Source organism: Filibacter tadaridae, assembly GCF_900609045.1.
GTDB lineage: Bacteria > Bacillota > Bacilli > Bacillales_A > Planococcaceae > Sporosarcina > Sporosarcina tadaridae.
This window is the reverse complement of sequence record NZ_UXAV01000020.1, coordinates 26,109-43,469: the sequence shown is the minus strand read 5'-3', so window position 1 is coordinate 43,469 and position 17,361 is coordinate 26,109. Positions and strand designations below refer to the sequence as shown.

General features: G+C 44.3%; 18 protein-coding genes. 15 read left to right on the top strand and 3 right to left on the bottom strand.

The window, feature by feature from the left end; all coding sequences use genetic code 11:
* The first annotated feature begins 220 nt into the window (after positions 1 to 220).
* The 3 genes from FILTAD_RS03145 to FILTAD_RS03135 all read left to right on the top strand — a co-directional run bounded on the left by FILTAD_RS03145 (position 221) and on the right by FILTAD_RS03135 (position 4,095).
* Positions 221 to 1,609 carry a TldD/PmbA family protein gene (locus FILTAD_RS03145; RefSeq protein ID WP_124069057.1) on the top strand — a complete coding sequence of 463 codons (1,389 nt, stop codon included), beginning with the start codon at positions 221 to 223 and terminating at the stop codon, positions 1,607 to 1,609.
* A gap of 3 nt (positions 1,610 to 1,612) precedes the next feature.
* Entirely contained in the window at positions 1,613 to 2,956 is a 1,344-nt protein-coding gene (locus FILTAD_RS03140; RefSeq protein ID WP_124069056.1) for a TldD/PmbA family protein, read from the top strand.
* A gap of 143 nt (positions 2,957 to 3,099) precedes the next feature.
* The gene (locus tag FILTAD_RS03135) at positions 3,100 to 4,095 is read left to right on the top strand and encodes an Rpn family recombination-promoting nuclease/putative transposase (RefSeq protein WP_124069055.1); all 996 of its coding nucleotides are present in this window, start codon (positions 3,100 to 3,102) and stop codon (positions 4,093 to 4,095) included.
* Between the two features lie 56 nt (positions 4,096 to 4,151).
* Here FILTAD_RS03135 and mscL read toward each other — a convergent pair whose 3' ends face one another.
* The 3 genes from mscL to FILTAD_RS03120 all read right to left on the bottom strand — a co-directional run bounded on the left by mscL (position 4,152) and on the right by FILTAD_RS03120 (position 5,778).
* Complete coding sequence (gene mscL / locus FILTAD_RS03130) at positions 4,152 to 4,538, bottom strand: large conductance mechanosensitive channel protein MscL (protein WP_124069054.1); 387 nt, start codon at positions 4,536 to 4,538, stop codon at positions 4,152 to 4,154.
* Between the two features lie 47 nt (positions 4,539 to 4,585).
* Positions 4,586 to 4,915 carry an MGMT family protein gene (locus FILTAD_RS03125; protein ID WP_124069053.1) on the bottom strand — a complete coding sequence of 110 codons (330 nt, stop codon included), beginning with the start codon at positions 4,913 to 4,915 and terminating at the stop codon, positions 4,586 to 4,588.
* A 206-nt stretch (positions 4,916 to 5,121) separates the two neighbouring features.
* Positions 5,122 to 5,778: a phosphatase PAP2 family protein gene (locus FILTAD_RS03120; protein ID WP_160117554.1), complete on the bottom strand. Its 657-nt coding sequence runs from the start codon at positions 5,776 to 5,778 to the stop codon at positions 5,122 to 5,124.
* A gap of 203 nt (positions 5,779 to 5,981) precedes the next feature.
* On the opposite strand from FILTAD_RS03120, the gene FILTAD_RS03115 reads away from it, so the two are divergent.
* The 12 genes from FILTAD_RS03115 (at position 5,982) to dsdA (ending at position 17,333) form a co-directional block, all read left to right on the top strand.
* Complete coding sequence (locus tag FILTAD_RS03115) at positions 5,982 to 6,560, top strand: glycerol-3-phosphate acyltransferase (RefSeq protein ID WP_124069051.1); 579 nt, start codon at positions 5,982 to 5,984, stop codon at positions 6,558 to 6,560.
* Positions 6,560 to 8,158: an aminotransferase class V-fold PLP-dependent enzyme gene (locus FILTAD_RS03110; RefSeq protein ID WP_124069050.1), complete on the top strand. Its 1,599-nt coding sequence runs from the start codon at positions 6,560 to 6,562 to the stop codon at positions 8,156 to 8,158. The genes FILTAD_RS03115 and FILTAD_RS03110 overlap by 1 nt, the downstream gene beginning before the upstream one ends.
* A 34-nt stretch (positions 8,159 to 8,192) precedes the next feature.
* A complete protein-coding gene (ytxJ, locus tag FILTAD_RS03105; RefSeq protein WP_124069049.1) occupies positions 8,193 to 8,519 on the top strand; it encodes a bacillithiol system redox-active protein YtxJ in 327 nt (108 codons plus the stop codon).
* A 100-nt stretch (positions 8,520 to 8,619) separates the two neighbouring features.
* Positions 8,620 to 9,360: an SDR family NAD(P)-dependent oxidoreductase gene (locus tag FILTAD_RS03100; protein ID WP_124069048.1), complete on the top strand. Its 741-nt coding sequence runs from the start codon at positions 8,620 to 8,622 to the stop codon at positions 9,358 to 9,360.
* A gap of 326 nt (positions 9,361 to 9,686) precedes the next feature.
* Positions 9,687 to 10,739 (top strand): Delta(5) desaturase DesA, encoded by a 1,053-nt coding sequence (gene desA / locus FILTAD_RS03095; protein WP_124069047.1) that lies wholly within the window; start codon positions 9,687 to 9,689, stop codon positions 10,737 to 10,739.
* A 94-nt stretch (positions 10,740 to 10,833) separates the two neighbouring features.
* Complete coding sequence (locus FILTAD_RS03090; protein ID WP_124069046.1) at positions 10,834 to 11,964, top strand: sensor histidine kinase; 1,131 nt, start codon at positions 10,834 to 10,836, stop codon at positions 11,962 to 11,964.
* Position 11,965: 1 nt separating this feature from the next.
* Positions 11,966 to 12,577 (top strand): response regulator transcription factor, encoded by a 612-nt coding sequence (locus tag FILTAD_RS03085; protein WP_124069045.1) that lies wholly within the window; start codon positions 11,966 to 11,968, stop codon positions 12,575 to 12,577.
* A 65-nt stretch (positions 12,578 to 12,642) separates the two neighbouring features.
* Entirely contained in the window at positions 12,643 to 12,834 is a 192-nt protein-coding gene (locus FILTAD_RS03080; protein WP_124069044.1) for a hypothetical protein, read from the top strand.
* Positions 12,835 to 12,899: 65 nt separating this feature from the next.
* Positions 12,900 to 14,171 carry a kynureninase gene (gene kynU / locus FILTAD_RS03075; RefSeq protein ID WP_124069043.1) on the top strand — a complete coding sequence of 424 codons (1,272 nt, stop codon included), beginning with the start codon at positions 12,900 to 12,902 and terminating at the stop codon, positions 14,169 to 14,171.
* Entirely contained in the window at positions 14,168 to 14,815 is a 648-nt protein-coding gene (gene kynB, locus FILTAD_RS03070; RefSeq protein WP_124069042.1) for an arylformamidase, read from the top strand. The genes kynU and kynB overlap by 4 nt, the downstream gene beginning before the upstream one ends.
* The gene (gene kynA / locus FILTAD_RS03065; protein WP_124069041.1) at positions 14,808 to 15,626 is read left to right on the top strand and encodes a tryptophan 2,3-dioxygenase; all 819 of its coding nucleotides are present in this window, start codon (positions 14,808 to 14,810) and stop codon (positions 15,624 to 15,626) included. The genes kynB and kynA overlap by 8 nt, the downstream gene beginning before the upstream one ends.
* Before the next feature lie 396 nt (positions 15,627 to 16,022).
* On the top strand, positions 16,023 to 17,333 hold the full coding sequence (gene dsdA / locus FILTAD_RS03060) for a D-serine ammonia-lyase (RefSeq protein WP_415579334.1): 1,311 nt from the start codon (positions 16,023 to 16,025) through the stop codon (positions 17,331 to 17,333).
* The last annotated feature ends 28 nt before the right edge of the window (positions 17,334 to 17,361 follow it).

Genomic DNA, 17,361 nt, shown 5'->3' with positions numbered 1-17,361 from the left:
GTACAGGAACCACATGTTACCTTCACCCCTTCAGAAAATAGTCTGAGCCATAAAAAATCATTGGAATGTCGGCTGTCATTCTATTCATCATACTGCCGGGCTTGTGTAGACATGCAAGATTACTTGTCTACTTTAAAGGTGAAAAAATAGAATTGTCAATCTAAATACTTTCTTAGACTGCGAAATAGGCTATAATCTACTAGAGAAGGGGGAAGTGACGATGATCAAACAATCTATTATTGAAAACGTACTTGAAGCAGCTCTTTCAACGGGCGGTGACTTCTCGGAAGTATTCATAGAGGATAAATATGTGAATACGATGGAATTGCAAAGCGGGAAAATCGAGAAAAGTATATCGGGTCGAGATTTCGGAATCGGTATCCGTATTTTTTCCGGTCTTCAAAGCATCTACACGTATACGACGGACTTTTCGGAAGAAGGACTGTTGCTGGCAGCGAAACGTGCGGCGCTGGCCATAAAAGGCGGGGGACATGGAACGATTCATACACTGCAAAAAGAAGTATGCACGCCGATTCATCAAATTGCTCAACTCCCAAGAACGGTGGAACATGCACGAAAGGCAGCCGTTATGAAAACGGCGAACGACATCGCACGAAAGTACGATGAGCGCATTCGTCAGGTTGCATTGCGTTATATCGATGAGGAACAACATGTGCTTATCGCAAACTCGGAAGGTAAGTTTGTTGAAGATACACGCGTTTACAGTAGGCTGGCCATTCAAGCGACAGCTTCGGACGGTCATGAAATGCAAACGGGTTTCTATGGACCGGGAGCGCATGCTGGTTTTGAATTTATCGAAAACCTGGACCTTGATCACTATGCAGGTGAGGCAGCGCGTATTGCTGTGACGATGCTGGGGGCGGATGAATGTCCAAGCGGCAAGTTCCCTGTCATTATCGACAATGAATTCGGGGGAGTCATTTTCCATGAAGCTTGCGGGCATGGTCTTGAAGCGACTGCGGTTGCTAAAAACAACTCCGTTTTTGCAAATCGAATTGGTGAAAAAGTGGCGCCGGATATTGTGACATACATCGATGACGGGACGTTGCCTAACGAGTGGGGCTCTCTAACTGTTGATGATGAAGGAGAGAAGACTCGTAAAAATGTCTTGATTGAGAATGGGATTTTGAAAGGTTATTTGGTCGATAAATTCAACGCGCGTCGCATGAATACGGAAGCGACAGGATCTTCACGCCGTGAATCTTATCGATTCAACCCTACATCACGTATGACGAATACGTTTATCACACCGGGTGAGTCGAAGCCGGAAGATATCATCGCATCGACGGAACATGGCATCTATGCGAAATATATGGGCGGCGGGCAAGTGAATCCTGCAACAGGCGATTACAATTTCGCCGTCGCAGAAGCGTATCTTGTAAAGGACGGAAAAATCGACCGTCCCGTCCGTGGCGCAACGCTTATTGGGAACGGTGCGAAAACGTTACAGCTTGTCGACCGTGTCGGTAATAATCTAGCACACGGTGCGGGGATGTGCGGCTCGTTAAGCGGCAGTCTTCCAGTGAATGTCGGCCAGCCGATGATCCGTGTCAGTGAAATTACAGTCGGTGGGACAAAGGGGGAATAAGCGATGGATATCATTGAATTCCAAGAACAATTACTAGTAGAAGCGAATGCGTCCGGATTTAAAGAGGCGGAAGTGTATTATGAACGCTCCGAATCGTTCCGTTGCACAATTTTCGAAGGTGAAATCGATAGTTATGAGACGTCTGAAGAAGGTGGGCTTGGCCTTCGAGGGATGTATGACGGCAAAATGGGCTATGCCTATACGGAAAAGATTGAAAAGGAGTCAATTCCATTCTTGATCGATAGCGCAAAAGCGAATGCAGCCGTACTTGACGAAGATGATGGAACGACAATTTTTGAAGAAAGCCAGACGTATGCGGACCAGTCGTTTTACAGCGACACACTTGCGAATGTCGAGATTCCGGAAAAGATTGACCTGATTACAGCCATAGAAAAGAAAGTACGCGAATATGATCCGCGGATTGTAACGCTAGACTATTGCATGCTGCAGAATTTTACGGCAGAACGCATAATGGCAAACAGTAAGAAGCTTTCATTGAATGAAAAGATAAATGGATTAATCATCTATATTTCTGTTGTCGTCAAGGATGGCGAGGAAATGAAAACGGGCAGTTGCATTAAAATGACACGTGATTTCGCGTCACTGGATGCCGATGAGATTGCAAAAGAGGCGGCGGAAGAAGCCTTGTCGAATCTCGGTGAGCAATCGATTCCAGCCGGAAAATACCCCGTCATTATGCGTTACGATGCCTCGGCGTCATTACTTGCAGCGTTTACACCGATATTCTCGGCTGAAAACACACAGAAGGATCAATCGAAGTTAAAAGGGAAAGTTGGCGAAGAAATTGCGGCAGCCGCTTTCACATTACTCGATGACCCATTCCATCCGGAAGCCGTTGTAGGTTCGAATTTCGACGGAGAAGGTGTAGCGACAAAAAAACAAGAGGTTATTTCGAAGGGTACACTAAAAACACTTCTGCATAATCGGAAAACGGCGCAGAAAGAGGGCGTCGAAACAACAGGCCATGCACATAAAGCATCTTATAAAAGTACGCTAACAGTAGCTCCCCAGAATATGTACATTGCTCCTGGCGAAAAAAGTGACGCTGATTTGATTGCTTCTATTAAAGACGGAGTCCTTATCACGGATTTGTCCGGACTTCACTCAGGAGCCAGCACAATTTCAGGCGACTTCTCTTTGGCGGCAACAGGATTTCATATTAAAGATGGACAAATTGCATCATCCGTTAAACAAATGACGATTGCCGGTAATTTCTTCGATTACATGAAAGATATCGAAGAAGTCGGATCGGAACTGCATTTCCTACCAGGCGGCTACGGTTCACCATCGCTACGGGTGAAAGAGTTATCAGTAACGGTTGATTGACGAATGAATGAGGCATCCTTGTTTGACGGGGATGCCTTTTCTATACGTGGAATTAATTATCTGTAGTCTGAAATGTCAGTCATTATAGTTGATTCAGGGGAATAAATGTTCTATACTATAAGTATTAAAAAGGGGGGATTCGTATGGTGGTTTTCGTAAGGGAAGAACAGGAAAAGTATGAAAAAGAGATGCTTGATCCAAGGAATGATTTTGTCTTTAAGATGCTGTTTGGACAGGATAGAAATATGAATTTGTTGCTTGATCTGTTGAATGCTATTTTGCCTTTTGAAGTTGAAAAAGTAACTTTTGTCAATCCATATTTGGAGAAAGAAAGTGTGACGGATAAGTCATCCGTTATGGATATACGAATTGAGAAATCAGATGGTGAACAAGTCAATCTTGAGATTCAAATGCAGTACCACACGGCATTTCCGGAACGCATGCTTATGTACTGGACACGTATGCATGCAAGCCAAGACGACGCGGGAAAAGAACTTGTCAAATTGAAAAAGTCGATACAAATCGTTATAACCAACTTCTCTTACTTGCCAACTGAAGAATTCCATAGTACGTTTCATATAATAGAAAAAGAGCAGTTTTTCGCATACACAGATCAATTGGAAATGCATGTTTTGGAAATGCCGAAGATGAATAAAAAGTTGAATGAGGATATAAGTCAATTAGAGAAATGGTTATTGTTTTTGAAGGGAAATAAAAAGATTAAGGAGGAGTTAGCGATGCAAGAACCGACATTCCAAAATGCGTATGATGAATTGGATCGAATCAGTCAAAGTAAAGAGATGCGTGCCCGTGCACTATCCCGTGACATGTGGTTGAAAGACCAGGCACAATACCGGTACGACGCTGAGCAACGCGGTTTGGCAATAGGGATTGAACAAGGGATAGAGCAAGGAATAGAGCAAGGAATAGAGCAAGGAATAGAGCAAGGAATAGAGCAAGGAATAGAGCAAGGAATAGAGCAAGGGATAGAACAAGGAATAGAACAAGGAATAGTGAAGCAACAGAAAGCGTTAGTAAAAAGACTTTTCACTAAGGGAACTTCAGCAGAAGAGATAGCTGAATTGCTGGAAGTCCCGTTGGAAACAGTTGAAGCATACCTTGCACCCGAAACGCACTAATTTAAGAAGCAAGGCAATCCCGTTTTACTCGAGCTTGCCCTGCTTCTTTTTACATATCAACGCCTATTCTGTTCTTTCAATAAATCACGGATTTCCATAAGAAGCGCTTCTTGTGCATCGATTTCCGCAACGGGGGGTTCTTCTACCACAGGTTTTTTACGTTTCAATTTCATCAGCAAACGAATCGCCATGAAAATTGAGAACGCGATAATAATGAAGTCAATCACAGATTGAATGAATGCGCCATACATGATTTTGGCATCCAGAAATGTATAACTTAGTTTCGAAAAATCGTAGCCGCCCGAAAGTAGCCCAATAAGTGGGGTGATAATGTTTTCGACAAGCGAAGTGACAATCTTTCCGAAAGCCGCCCCAATAACGACTGCAACGGCAAGGTCGATTACATTGCCCTTGAACGCAAATTCTTTAAAGTCTTTCCACATACTATCATTCCGTTTCTATACTATTTTTACAAGGAATCAATTCATATTCATCCCTCAATTGCATCCTCAGGAAACCAGCGATATAACGTAAAGTCCACTTTTCCCTCACTATTAAATTGCACGCCTTCCGCCTCCAGTAGTCCCCTTTGGCGTACGCATTTTCCTTCAGCGTCGGCGGGGGCGGATATACTGCCTTGTGCGTTAATAATTCGGTGCCATGGAAGCTCGTATTTTGCACTCATTGAATGAAGGACACGTACAACTTGCCTTGCCCCACGTGGACTGCCCGCTGCGGCGGCAACTTGTCCATATGTCATCACCTGACCGGCAGGAATCCCTTGAATAATTCGAATAACCCGTTCCGTGAAATCCGTCATACGTCCAACCTCCTTACGCTATTTCCAGTACAGCAAACCTGTTGATGAAACCATTTCCAGTCCCATTTCGTATACTATAAGGGGGCATAAAGCCGATGATAACCATTCATTGCCTGCAACACCGCCCTTTTACATTCTTCATACCCAGTACCCAGTTATTAACACCATGTACGCTCTTCTAATTGTGACAGCAACTGGCACCGAGTTCAAGAACCCATCTTTTTTTCCCGTGGTCCTTGGTAAATGGCATACACCGAAATGGCAATCGTCAGCCATAAAGCGCTTGCGACAATCCCTCCAACTACATCGCTTGGGTAATGGACGCCGACGTAAATCCGACTTGACCCAATCATAATAATCATGAAGCCAGCAAATAGTACGAGTAAAACACGGCTCGCGACTGTTTTTACATTGCGCCATGCAATATACGCAATAATAACGTATAGACTAAACGCCATCATTGAATGGCCGCTTGGGAAACTAAAACCATTTGCATCCATGATTCGGTGAATGGTAGGTCGTTCTCTTTCGAAATAATGTTTTAAAATTGTATTAAATAAAACTGTACCTGCGATAACGATGAGAAGAAAATACGCTTGTTTGCGAAACCGAAATTTGAAAAAGAGAACAACAAAGACTACTAGCGTGATCAATACAACGCCAAAACCGGAGCCAATCCATGTGACACCTTTCATAACAACGGTCAACCACGGTGCCTCCAATCCTTGCACAAAAGCAATTACAGCATTGTCAAAATGGGCAATCGATTTGTTGCTAATAGAAGTTGCAATATAACTAAATAAGGCGCCAAAACTGATACAAAGGATAAAAGCTATCAGCAGACGTAGAGAATGTTTACGCAAATACATCTCACCTTTCCGTATTAAATAAGTGTACCTCATCTACCGCCTATTGATAAAGAAAGTACTAAGGCAAAAGCGAAACTTCAATCAACGGGCGTTTTGTCGTCCGCTAATATGGGTTAAAAAGATTGAAATTTTGTTATCATCAGTTTGTAAAGATGGTAAACTAGACTAAACACATTACTTTCTGAAAAGGATCGAATATGACAATCTTATTTTTAGTACTAGGCGCATATCTATTGGGAAATGTGTTAACCGCCACCATTATCGGACAGCTGTTTTTTAACAAAGAAATTCGTATGGAAGGTAGCGGCAATCCCGGTGCTCGGAACGCCGGACGCATACTTGGCAAAAAGGCCTTCGTTGCAACGTTTCTTGGCGATGCATTAAAAGGTGTACTGGCTGTACTCGTTGCGAAGTGGCTTGGACTCGGAATGGGCACCGAGGTGCTAGCCCTATTCACCGTTATGGTAGGTCATATCTTTCCTGTGTTCTTCAGGTTTCGCGGAGGACAAGGGATTTCGACATTCATCGGAGGCTTACTGGCGTTCAATCCTATAGTGTTTACTATATTTGTAATTACTTTCGCTTTCCTTTATTTATTCATCAGAAGTTTCACGATTGCCGGGTTGAGCGCTATCTCACTCGTGCCTATTATTGTTCTTTCATTCTCACTAGGTCTACCGGTATTCGTAGGCACTTGCTTCTTGGCGGGTCTTGTCCTGATGACCCACAGGGATGATTTGAAAAAGAAATTCACGAAAGAAAAGGGCGGATTCTAATGAGTTTCATTTATAAGATTGCGGAAACACCTTCCGAATTCGAACAAATCCACGAATTGAATTATAGGACATTTGTCGAGGAAATTCCACAACACGAACGCAATGAGTCGCAAAAACTCGTTGATAAATTTCATGCTGAAAATACATATATTATTTGCCTCAAAAATGACCAAGTCGTTGGGATGCTTGCCTTGCGAGGTGAGCGACCTTTTTCACTTGATGGAAAAATCGGCACAGTGGAACGACATTTGCCGATTGAAGTGGACAACCCCGTTGAAATCAGGCTCCTTGCGATTGACCATGTGTACCGTAATGGGCGCGCATTTCTTGGCCTTATGCAAGCGCTCGTCCGGTATTGTTTAAAAGCGGGCTATGACGCGGCCCTTATATCCGGCACTGTACGTGAACAGAAGTTGTACGGACAACTCGGGTTTTTACCATTTGCCGAACTGACGGGAACAACGGAAGCCGCATTCCAACCTATGTATTTGACGAAAAAAACGTATGAAGCCGGTATTGCTGGGAGAATTTCAAAACCGCACGTCAACTTCTTGCCAGGGCCGACCACCATTTCCGATGAAGTACGAGACGCGTTAATGATTGAACCGCTCTCACATCGCTCAGCCGAATTTGAAAGTCTGTTGAAACGCGTACAATGTAAGTTAACAGCGTTGTGCAACGCCCAACATGTTCAACTTCTGCAAGGAACTGGAACGCTTGCGAATGATGTTGTTGCGGCCCAGCTCAGTTTGATCGATGGTAAAGGACTTATTCTTGTAAACGGGGAATTCGGCTTAAGATTAGGTGATCATGCAACACGTTTTGGGATGAAGTTCGACGTGATTGAAACTAAATGGGGCGAAGTGTTTGATGAAGAACAGGTCGCTGACGCGATAAAGAGCGGCGGTTATAGTTGGTTATGGACGGTCTATTGTGAAACGTCTACAGGTATCCTTAATGACGTCGGTTTACTGAAAAAAGTATGCTCGGAAAATGACGTTGCACTTGCGCTCGACTGTGTAAGTGTTATTGGTACAGTGCGGGTTGACCTCAATGGAGTTGCGTTCGCTTCAGGGGTCAGTGGTAAGGGGTTGGCGGGCTACACAGGATTATCCTTTGTCTTTCACAAGGAAGAAGTGGAAAAAAGTGAACGGTTGCCGCGCTACTTGGATTTAGGGGCATATACTGAAGCGGAGGGAATTCCTTATTCCCAGTCCTCCAATCTTCTCTACGCACTAGATGCAGCATTGTTGAAATACGATGATGCAAACGAAGTATTTACAAGCATTAAAACACGTGCTCATAAAGTAAGAAAGGCCGTTGAAAAGACGGGCTTCAGAATTCCGGTGACAGAAGAATCAGCAACGCCTGCTATCGTGACACTCATTATGCCAGAAGACGTTTCCGCAATCCTGCTCGGCGACAATCTATATTTAAATGGATTTAACGTACATTACGAAAGCTCTTATTTACAAGAGAAGAACTGGCTCCAAATTGCGTCTATGAATGATGTGCCTGAAAAAGAATTGGACCGGTTTCTTAACGTGCTCAATTTCTTAGCATCCGGAAAACAAAGCACGTTTACGACGATATCTTAAGGGAATTAAACGAATGGAAGAGGAGATGGCGAATATGAAAGAAATTCAAACAGTGGATGAATGGCAAAACGTGTTGAAAAGTTCAAACGAGCAACCTCAATTCATGATGAAACATAGTTCAACATGCCCTGTCAGTGCGGCGGCATACAAGGCCTATAGTGAATTACAAACGGAAGTGCCGAAAAGTTACTTAATCGTACAAGACAGCAAGCCCCTTTCCAACGAAATTGAGAAAGATCTTAGCATTCAACATGAATCTCCTCAATTATTTCTACTGAAAGATGGGAAAGCAATTTGGCAAGCGACACACTATGCGATAAGCGGACCTAAACTAAAAAAAGCAGTGGAAGAATTCTGCTGAATCAAGGCGGGCACTCTATATAAAGGAGTACCCGCTTTTCATTGCTGTATGATAAAATAAGAATTATCTTATAATAGCACTAGAGAAGAGGGAGAATATATTGCGTTTAAAAGGGAAAACAGCTGTCATCACAGGTGGTGCAAATGGAATCGGGGCCGTCGCCGCCGAGCTTTTCGGCAAACAGGGAGCTCAAGTGGCAATCGTAGATTTTAATGAACAAGCAGGTGAAGCAAAAGCGCAACAACTTCGTGCAGAAGGGTTAGATGTAGCTTTTTTCAAAGCAGATGTTTCTGACGCAGAAAATGTAAAAGAGATGGCTACACAAGTCATCGCAAAGTTCGGCAAAGTGGATATCCTCATTAACAACGCCGGCATCACGAAAGACGCAATGACATTGAAAATGGACGTAGCGAATTTCAAACAAGTGTTGGACGTGAATTTAACAGGTGTCTTCAATTGCACCCAAGCATTTCTACCAACGCTGCTCGCTCAAGGAAAAGGAAAAGTCATCAATACCTCATCCATTACAGGGACAGGCGGAAACGTTGGCCAAGTAAATTATGCCGCTTCCAAAGCCGGCGTCATCGGCATGACAAAAACATGGGCAAAGGAATTCGGCGGCAAAGGCATTAATGTAAATGCGGTTGCACCGGGATTCATCGAAACGGATATGATCAGCACCATTCCTGAAAAGATATTAGGGCAACTCAAACAGTTAACTCCTTATCCACGATTCGGAACGCCGCAAGACATCGCAAACGCGTATCTATTCCTTGCATCCGACGAATCTGACTTTGTAAACGGCACCGTGTTGGAAGTGGATGGCGGAATGTTGACGTAAGAAGTTATGCACAAAAGCAGTTTTGGGAATGAAAATTCGATATCCACATGTGGACATCGACGAATAGAAGTCGTCCACAGTGTAAAAAGAATCACCTCAAATTGGGGTGGTTCTTTTTTTATGGCCAATAATTATTTTCACATCTTTATTTGCATAACAGCAACCCAATTTAATGAGCTCCTTGTGAATCAATTCACAATAGATGACACTTGTCACATCAATTATTATGACATTTATGTCTTCTGTAAGGTCTGAAAGTTCTTTATCATTAGAGTCAACATAGTGAATCAGAAAATTAACACCAAATTGAAGGAGGATAACACAACATGTCTAAAGAGAAAACGAAACAGCTTCACAAAGACGTTGCCCCTTTTGCTAAGTCAGATAAAAAGAAAAGTATCATGCAACTTGTCAATACAGTACCGCCGTTTCTAATCCTATGGTTCTTGGCGTACCAGAGTTTGTCGGTATCGATTTGGCTGACACTTGGACTTTCCGTTATTGCTTCAGGATTCGTCATCCGGACGTTCATCATCTTCCATGATTGCACGCATGGTTCATTCTTCAAAAACAAAAAAACAAATGATATTGTCGGTACAATTACCGGTATTCTTACACTGTTTGCATATGAAAAATGGAAACGTGAACACTCAATCCACCATGCAACAAGCTCAAACCTCGACAAGCGAGGCACGGGTGACATTTGGGTCATGACAATTGAAGAGTACGTGGAAGCATCGAAATGGCAGCGCTTGGCTTACCGGTTATACCGTAATCCGATTGTCATGTTCGGCTTTGGACCGCTTTTCCTCGTACTTATTTCAAGCCGTTTTAACCGCAAAGATGCACGTAAGAAAGAGCGAAACAATACGTATTTGACAAATGTAGCACTTGTTGTCCTCTACACAGGTATGATTTTACTTGTCGGATGGCAGTCATTCCTTCTTATACAAGGAACAATTATGTTCGTTGCAGGCGCGCTAGGCATCTGGTTGTTCTACATTCAACATACATTTGAAGACTCGTATTTCGAAGAGGAATCGGAGTGGGATTATGTGAAAGCTGCCATCGACGGCAGTTCATACTACAAGTTACCGCGCGTGTTGCAGTGGGCAACAGGAAATATCGGTTTCCATCACGTTCATCACTTGTCACCGCGGGTTCCGAATTACAACTTGGAAATGGCTCATGAATCGACACCACCTCTTCATGTAGCAACAACGATTACAATCAAAGAAAGCTTTTCGTCCATTCGATACCGTTTGTACGATCCTGAAAAGAAACGGTTTATCGCATTTAAAGACGTGAAGCATATGTTAAAATCAGCAAGCCCTTCAATCGATTTGAAACCAAAACGCACAACGTTAGATCCAAAATAATAGTTGAAACAGTCATCTCTTTGGAGAATGACTGTTTTTTTCTACAATTCATTTGGTACAATGGTACATATAGACAGGACGGTGATGGAGCGGTATGCAAAGTTGGTATAGTATTTTCCCGAAAAACACATGGCTAAGTATCTATGCGTGGTCTATTTTTTGTCTTCTTCCGTTCTTTTTCATTTTCAGATCTTCGTCTCCGGTTGAAATTAGTATAGGGATTGCTATTCTTATTCTATTTTTCCTGTCGTACCGCTTTTCATTCAAATCAAAAAGTGGACTTGTTTATATGTGGCTCAGTTTTGAAATGGTCATCAATGTCGCTATGACGCTTCTTTTCGGGTATGTCTACTTATCGTTGTTTACAGCATTTTTCATAGGTAATATTCGTAATCCAGTCGGTTTTTTCATCATGTATGGTTTACATATCGCAATTACGATTGTAGCGATTGTTACAGGTTTTTTCATCGAAATCGATTTATTCCTTCCACAGGTCCATTTCATCATCATTACGGTAATTGGTGTCGTACTTCTTCCTTTCAATCTGTACAATCGCAATAAACGTGAAAACCTGGAAGGTCAATTGGAGTACGCAAATGAGCGGCTTTCGGATCTGATCATAATGGAAGAGCGGCAGCGTATTGCGCGTGACTTGCATGATACGCTTGGGCAAAAGTTGTCGTTAATTGGTTTGAAAAGTGATTTGGCTGGAAAACTTATTTCCCGCGATCCAGCCGCAGCAGAAAAGGAATTGCATGATATTCGGCAAACAGCGAGTACGGCATTGAAAGAAGTCCGAGAACTTGTATCAGATATGCGAGCGACAAAATTGGAAGATGAATTGCCGCGTATCCAGCAAATTTTGAAAGCAGCTGAAATGGATTTCACAATCGAAGGGAATCCGGTATTCACTAATATCCCGACAATCGTTGAAAATGTGCTGGGCATGTGCTTAAAAGAAGCCGTGACGAATGTTGTGAAGCATAGTTACGGGACTTCTTGTCATATTACGTTTGAACAACGGCCAAATGAATTTGTCATCATCATTGAAGATAACGGCATTGGCATTACAAGGGGCGGAGAGACGTCGCCGGGGAATGGCTTAAGGGGAATGCGAGAGCGACTTGAATTCATCAATGGCAACCTTCGAATTGTCGGTGGTAAAGGCACGAAATTATGCATCCGTGTTCCTGCGGTTCTAACACATATTATGGAGAGTGATTGACGTGATACGTATTGTTATAGCAGAAGACCAAGGGATGATGCTAGGCGCACTTGGATCATTACTAAACTTGGAGGATGACATGGAGGTCGTCGGAAAGGCAAAAAACGGTGAAGAAGCCGTTGACTTGGTAAATGAACAGCGACCGGATGTGTGTATCATGGATATTGAAATGCCTGTAAAAACTGGGCTTGATGCAGCAGAAGCTTTGCAAGGCGGCGAATGCAAAATCATTATCCTGACGACGTTTGCAAGAACCGGCTACTTTGAACGCGCGCGAAAAGCAGGCGTGCGTGGCTATTTGCTGAAAGATAGCCCAATCGAGGATTTGGTCAGCTCCATCCGAACCATTATGGATGGACGACGTATCTATGCGCCGGAGCTTGTCGACATCGCATACGGAGACAGGGATGAAACGGAAAACCCGCTGACCGAACGTGAAAGCCAAGTGCTTAGTCTTATTGCAGACGGCAAAACAACGAAGGACATTGCCGGTGAACTATTTCTAACGCCGGGCACCATTCGCAACTATATCTCCACCATCCTCGACAAACTGGAAGTCAGCAATCGGATTGAAGCGATTTCGAGGTTTAAAGATAAGGGCTGGTTTAAGTGAATTATGTGAAGTAGAAGCCGGCGAATCAGCCGGCTTTTTGTGTGGGAAAAGCTTGAGGCAGCGGGGTGGTGATAACCCCGGTCAAGGCGGTGATAAGGTACCCCGAGGAGGTGATAACCCTAGTCAAGGCGGGATATACAACCGAGGCGGTGATAACTCCCGTCAAGACAGTGATAAAGTACCCTGAGGCGGTGATAACCTCCCCCATGCCGGTGATAAACCCACCCAAGCCAATGACACCCCTCCAAAACCAGTGATAACCCCCCCAATCTATGCTATGATTCCACTAGAAACAGACAATTCGAATAAGGGGGAGAAAGTAATGGAACAAGATACGCTTGAATACGCACAACTACTGGATAAGCAAGATGATTTAGCGGCCTATAGACAGGAATTCTACCTGCAAGAAAACACCCTCTACATGGACGGCAACTCGTTGGGTTTGCTATCCAAACGGGCTGAACGCACATTGTTCGACCTACTTAATTCCTGGAAAACACTTGGCATAGAGGGATGGACAGAAGGGGACAATCCATGGTTTTACCTGTCGGAATCCGTTGGAGGGAAAATGGCACCGCTAGTTGGGGGCATGAAAGCGGAAGTCATTGCGACAGGGTCGACAACAACGAACTTGCATCAGCTCGTCGCAACTTTTTACAAGCCCGCAGGCGTCCGAACGAAAATTCTCGCGGACAAACTAAACTTTCCTTCAGATATTTACGCACTTAAAAGCCAACTTGCAATGAAAGGCTACGATTCGGACGAACATCTAGTTCAAGTGACAAGTCCTGACGGTCGATTCCTGTGCGAAGATGACATCATCGCAGCAATGACAGACGACATCGCGCTAATCGTCCTCCCGGCAGTACTCTATAGAAGTGGCCAAGTACTTGACATGGATCGACTAACCAGAGCTGCAAACGAGCGGGGCATTCCAATCGGATTCGATTTGTGCCATTCCATAGGGGCGGTTGAACACGCTTTGCATGACTGGGGAGTGGACTTCGCATTTTGGTGTACATACAAGCATCTGAACGGCGGTCCGGGTTCTGTCGGCGGATTATTCGTCCACGAGAAACACTTCGGTACAGTGCCAGGACTTGCGGGGTGGTTCGGTTCCAAAAAGGAATCGCAATTCGATATGGATCATACAATGGACTCGGCAATGGATGTGAGCGCTTACCAAATAGGGACGCCACATGTTCTAAGCCTCGCACCGTTAATCGGAGCACTTGAATTGTTTGGAGAGGCAGGTCTAGCCAACATCCGCAAGAAATCACTTCAACTTACACAATACTTTTTGGAATTAATTAAATCGGAACTTGCCGATTATCAATTCACCATCGGCAACCCAACAGACGCTACCCGCGGCGGGCATATTCTGCTTGAACATGTAGAGGCGGCACGCATTTGCAAAGCGCTCAAAGAAGATGGCGTCATACCTGATTTCCGCGTACCGAACGGCGTCCGACTCGCGCCTATAGCACTCTATAACTCATTCGAAGATGTCTGGCATACTGTGCAAAAACTAAGAATCATCATGGATGAAAAACGCTATGAAAAGTTTGAAAACAAAAGGGGAGTCGTCGCATGACCGGGAAATGGATTGATATTTCACAACCACTCCAAAACGATATTGCAGAATGGCCGGGCGACACGCCGTTCAGCTACGAAGTTGCATTTGCTAAAGTCGATACAGGATCCGTCAACATTGGAAAACTAACGACAAGTACGCATATGGGCACGCATATCGATGCGCCGTTCCATTTCGATGATGCGGGCAAAAAAGTGCTTGATCTTGACATCAATCTATACATTGGAAAGGCCCGTGTCATCGACGTTTCAGGACTTGAAAGTGTCGGTCATTCGGACTTGGAAAACATCGACTTCGGCGGAGTGGCACGAGTTCTATTGCGGACCTCAAGTCGTCCTGACGCAAATGTATTCCCTGAAGAATTTACGTATTTACGCGGAGATATCGGTCCTTTGTTGAACGAACGGGGCGTCAAACTAATCGGCGTCGACACACCCTCCGTCGATCCAGAAGACAGCAAATTGTTGGAGGCTCATCATTCGCTAAATCAGAATGGCGTGATGATTTTAGAAAATATTGTACTCGATTCAGTCGAGCCGGGCGATTATGAGCTGATTGCATTACCGCTACCGTTAGCAGAGGGTGACGGTAGCCCAGTTCGCGCCGTCTTGAGATCTGTGAAAGGCAGTGGCTCACATGAGTGAAAATGGGATTCATACTGATTTCAGAGACAATATGACGTATGGCGAATACCTAAATCTTGATAAGTTGCTGACGAGTCAAGAGCGCTTGTCCGGTCATCATGATGAAATGCTGTTCATCGTCATTCACCAGGTAAGTGAATTATGGATGAAACTCATTTTGCATGAGTTGGACGCCGCAATTGAATCTATTGAAGAAGACGAGTTACCGGAAGCGTTCAAAATGCTGGCTCGTGTTTCAAGAGTCCAAACGCAAATCATCCAGGCATGGGATGTCCTGTCGACACTAACACCTGCGGAATATATGGAATTCCGTGATAGCCTCGGCCGCGCATCGGGCTTCCAATCCTATCAAAACCGCCTTATCGAATTCGCACTTGGCTACAAGCAGGCGCATATCGTGAAAATTTACGAAAAGGATCCCGAGCTTGCGCAAAAGCTGGAGACCGCTTACCGTGCACCAGGCATTTATGATGTCGCCATCCGTGCATTGGCAAGGGCCGGTTTCCCTATCAATCCCGAATTACTAATGCGCGATTTCTCCATTACCTACAAAGGGGATTCAACCGTCGCGGATGCCTGGCTCGAAGTATATCGTAACGTCGATAAGTATTGGAACTTGTACCAGCTTGCCGAAAAATTGGTCGATATAGAAGACAGCCACCAGCAATGGCGTTTTAGGCATATGAAAACAGTCGAGCGAATCATTGGCTTCAAAACAGGAACGGGTGGCTCGTCCGGTGTGAAGTATTTAAAATCCGTTCTAGACCACCAATTTTTCCCTGAGCTATGGGAAGTACGTACGAAACTATAGAAAAAGAAACTCCGCCACGATATGAATTCGTTGGCGGAGTTTTGTAGATGGTTCACTTAAATAATAAGACTTCATTCATAACGCATAAACAGGTACCGGCAATGAACCTGTCGAACTGATTGCGCATCGACCCCGGGCACGCCTCCTCGAACCGCTGTGGCTCATTGCATAAACCTCAAACGCCCCCTATCATCGATTCGTTATTATATTGTATTCTGAAAAGTTAATATTCGTGTGTGCAATAAGGCATAACGGATGCGTTTGAGAAAATTATCTTATAACTAGCGAAGCAGAAGTATTTTCCTATGAAGTACAAGTAATTCAGATGGCAAGAGTGAAGAATTGCTACATGGTATACTATTCGTATAAATTTTCAAAAAAGGGGTGATTTAGTTGTTGAAACCGAACGAAGTGAATAATTGGTTGGAAGAACTGCCACTCATTAAAAACTTAACCCGTCTCGAAGAAGTTCTCTGGCTTAATCCACTAGTAGAGTCCGTTACAACCGGGCTGCCAAAAACTAATGTAACGGCAGTGGATGTCAAAGATGCATCAGATCGACTCAAACGTTTTGCATCTTATATTGAAACGGTATTTCCGGAAACGAGAGATGCGAAAGGAATCATTGAATCACCATTAACCGCAATTCCGGAAATGAAAGAAGCGCTTGCGGATGAATACAATAGTTCCATTCCAGGGGAACTCCTTTTAAAACAAGACAATAAATTACCTATTTCAGGATCCATCAAAGCACGTGGCGGCATTTATGAAATACTGAAACATGCGGAAACACTTGCCATCGAATATGGCTTGATTGACCTTAAAGACGATTATTCCAGGTTTGCCGAACAGGAACTGAAAAACCTATTTGCCAAACATAAAATAGCTGTCGGTTCAACCGGTAATCTGGGCCTGAGTATAGGCATAATGAGTGCAAAACTTGGCTTCAACGTTACAGTTCATATGTCCGCGGATGCGAAACAGTGGAAGAAGGAGTTGTTACGTGAAAAAGGCGTAACAGTCATTGAATACGCAGACGATTACAGCAAGGCAGTTGAAGAAGGGCGTCGCCAAGCAGACGCAGATCCGAGCTGCCACTTTGTCGATGATGAAAACTCGCTTGACCTGTTTCTAGGTTACGCTGTTGCAGGAGGACGCCTAGCGGATCAGCTGAATGAACGCGGTACAATTGTCGACAAAGACCATCCGTTATTCGTTTACTTGCCATGCGGTGTCGGCGGCGGACCGGGCGGAGTCGCATTCGGATTGAAGCTTGCGTTCGGCGATAATGTTCGCTGTTTCTTTGCAGAACCCACACATTCCCCGTGTATGATTCTCGGGATGATGACTGGCCTACATGATAAAGTCTCTGTAAAAGACTTCGGCATTGACAATAAAACCGCTGCGGATGGGCTTGCAGTCGGTACAGCATCAGGCTTTGTCGGCAAAACAATGGAACCGCATTTGGCGGGTTGCTATACAATTGCAGACGCATCAATGTTCCGTTTATTGAAGCTGATTGCAGACACAGAAGGCATCAAGCTTGAACCATCTGCATTAGCAGGCATGACAGGCCCCATAAACGTCATTCGTGAACATGTGCTGGACGCTGATTCTGCTAATGCAACCCATCTAGTCTGGGCAACAGGTGGCAGTATGGTCCCTGAAGCCGAAATGGCACTTTACTACGGGATGGCGGGGAAATAATTCGCTTTATTTCCCGGGAAATCGACAC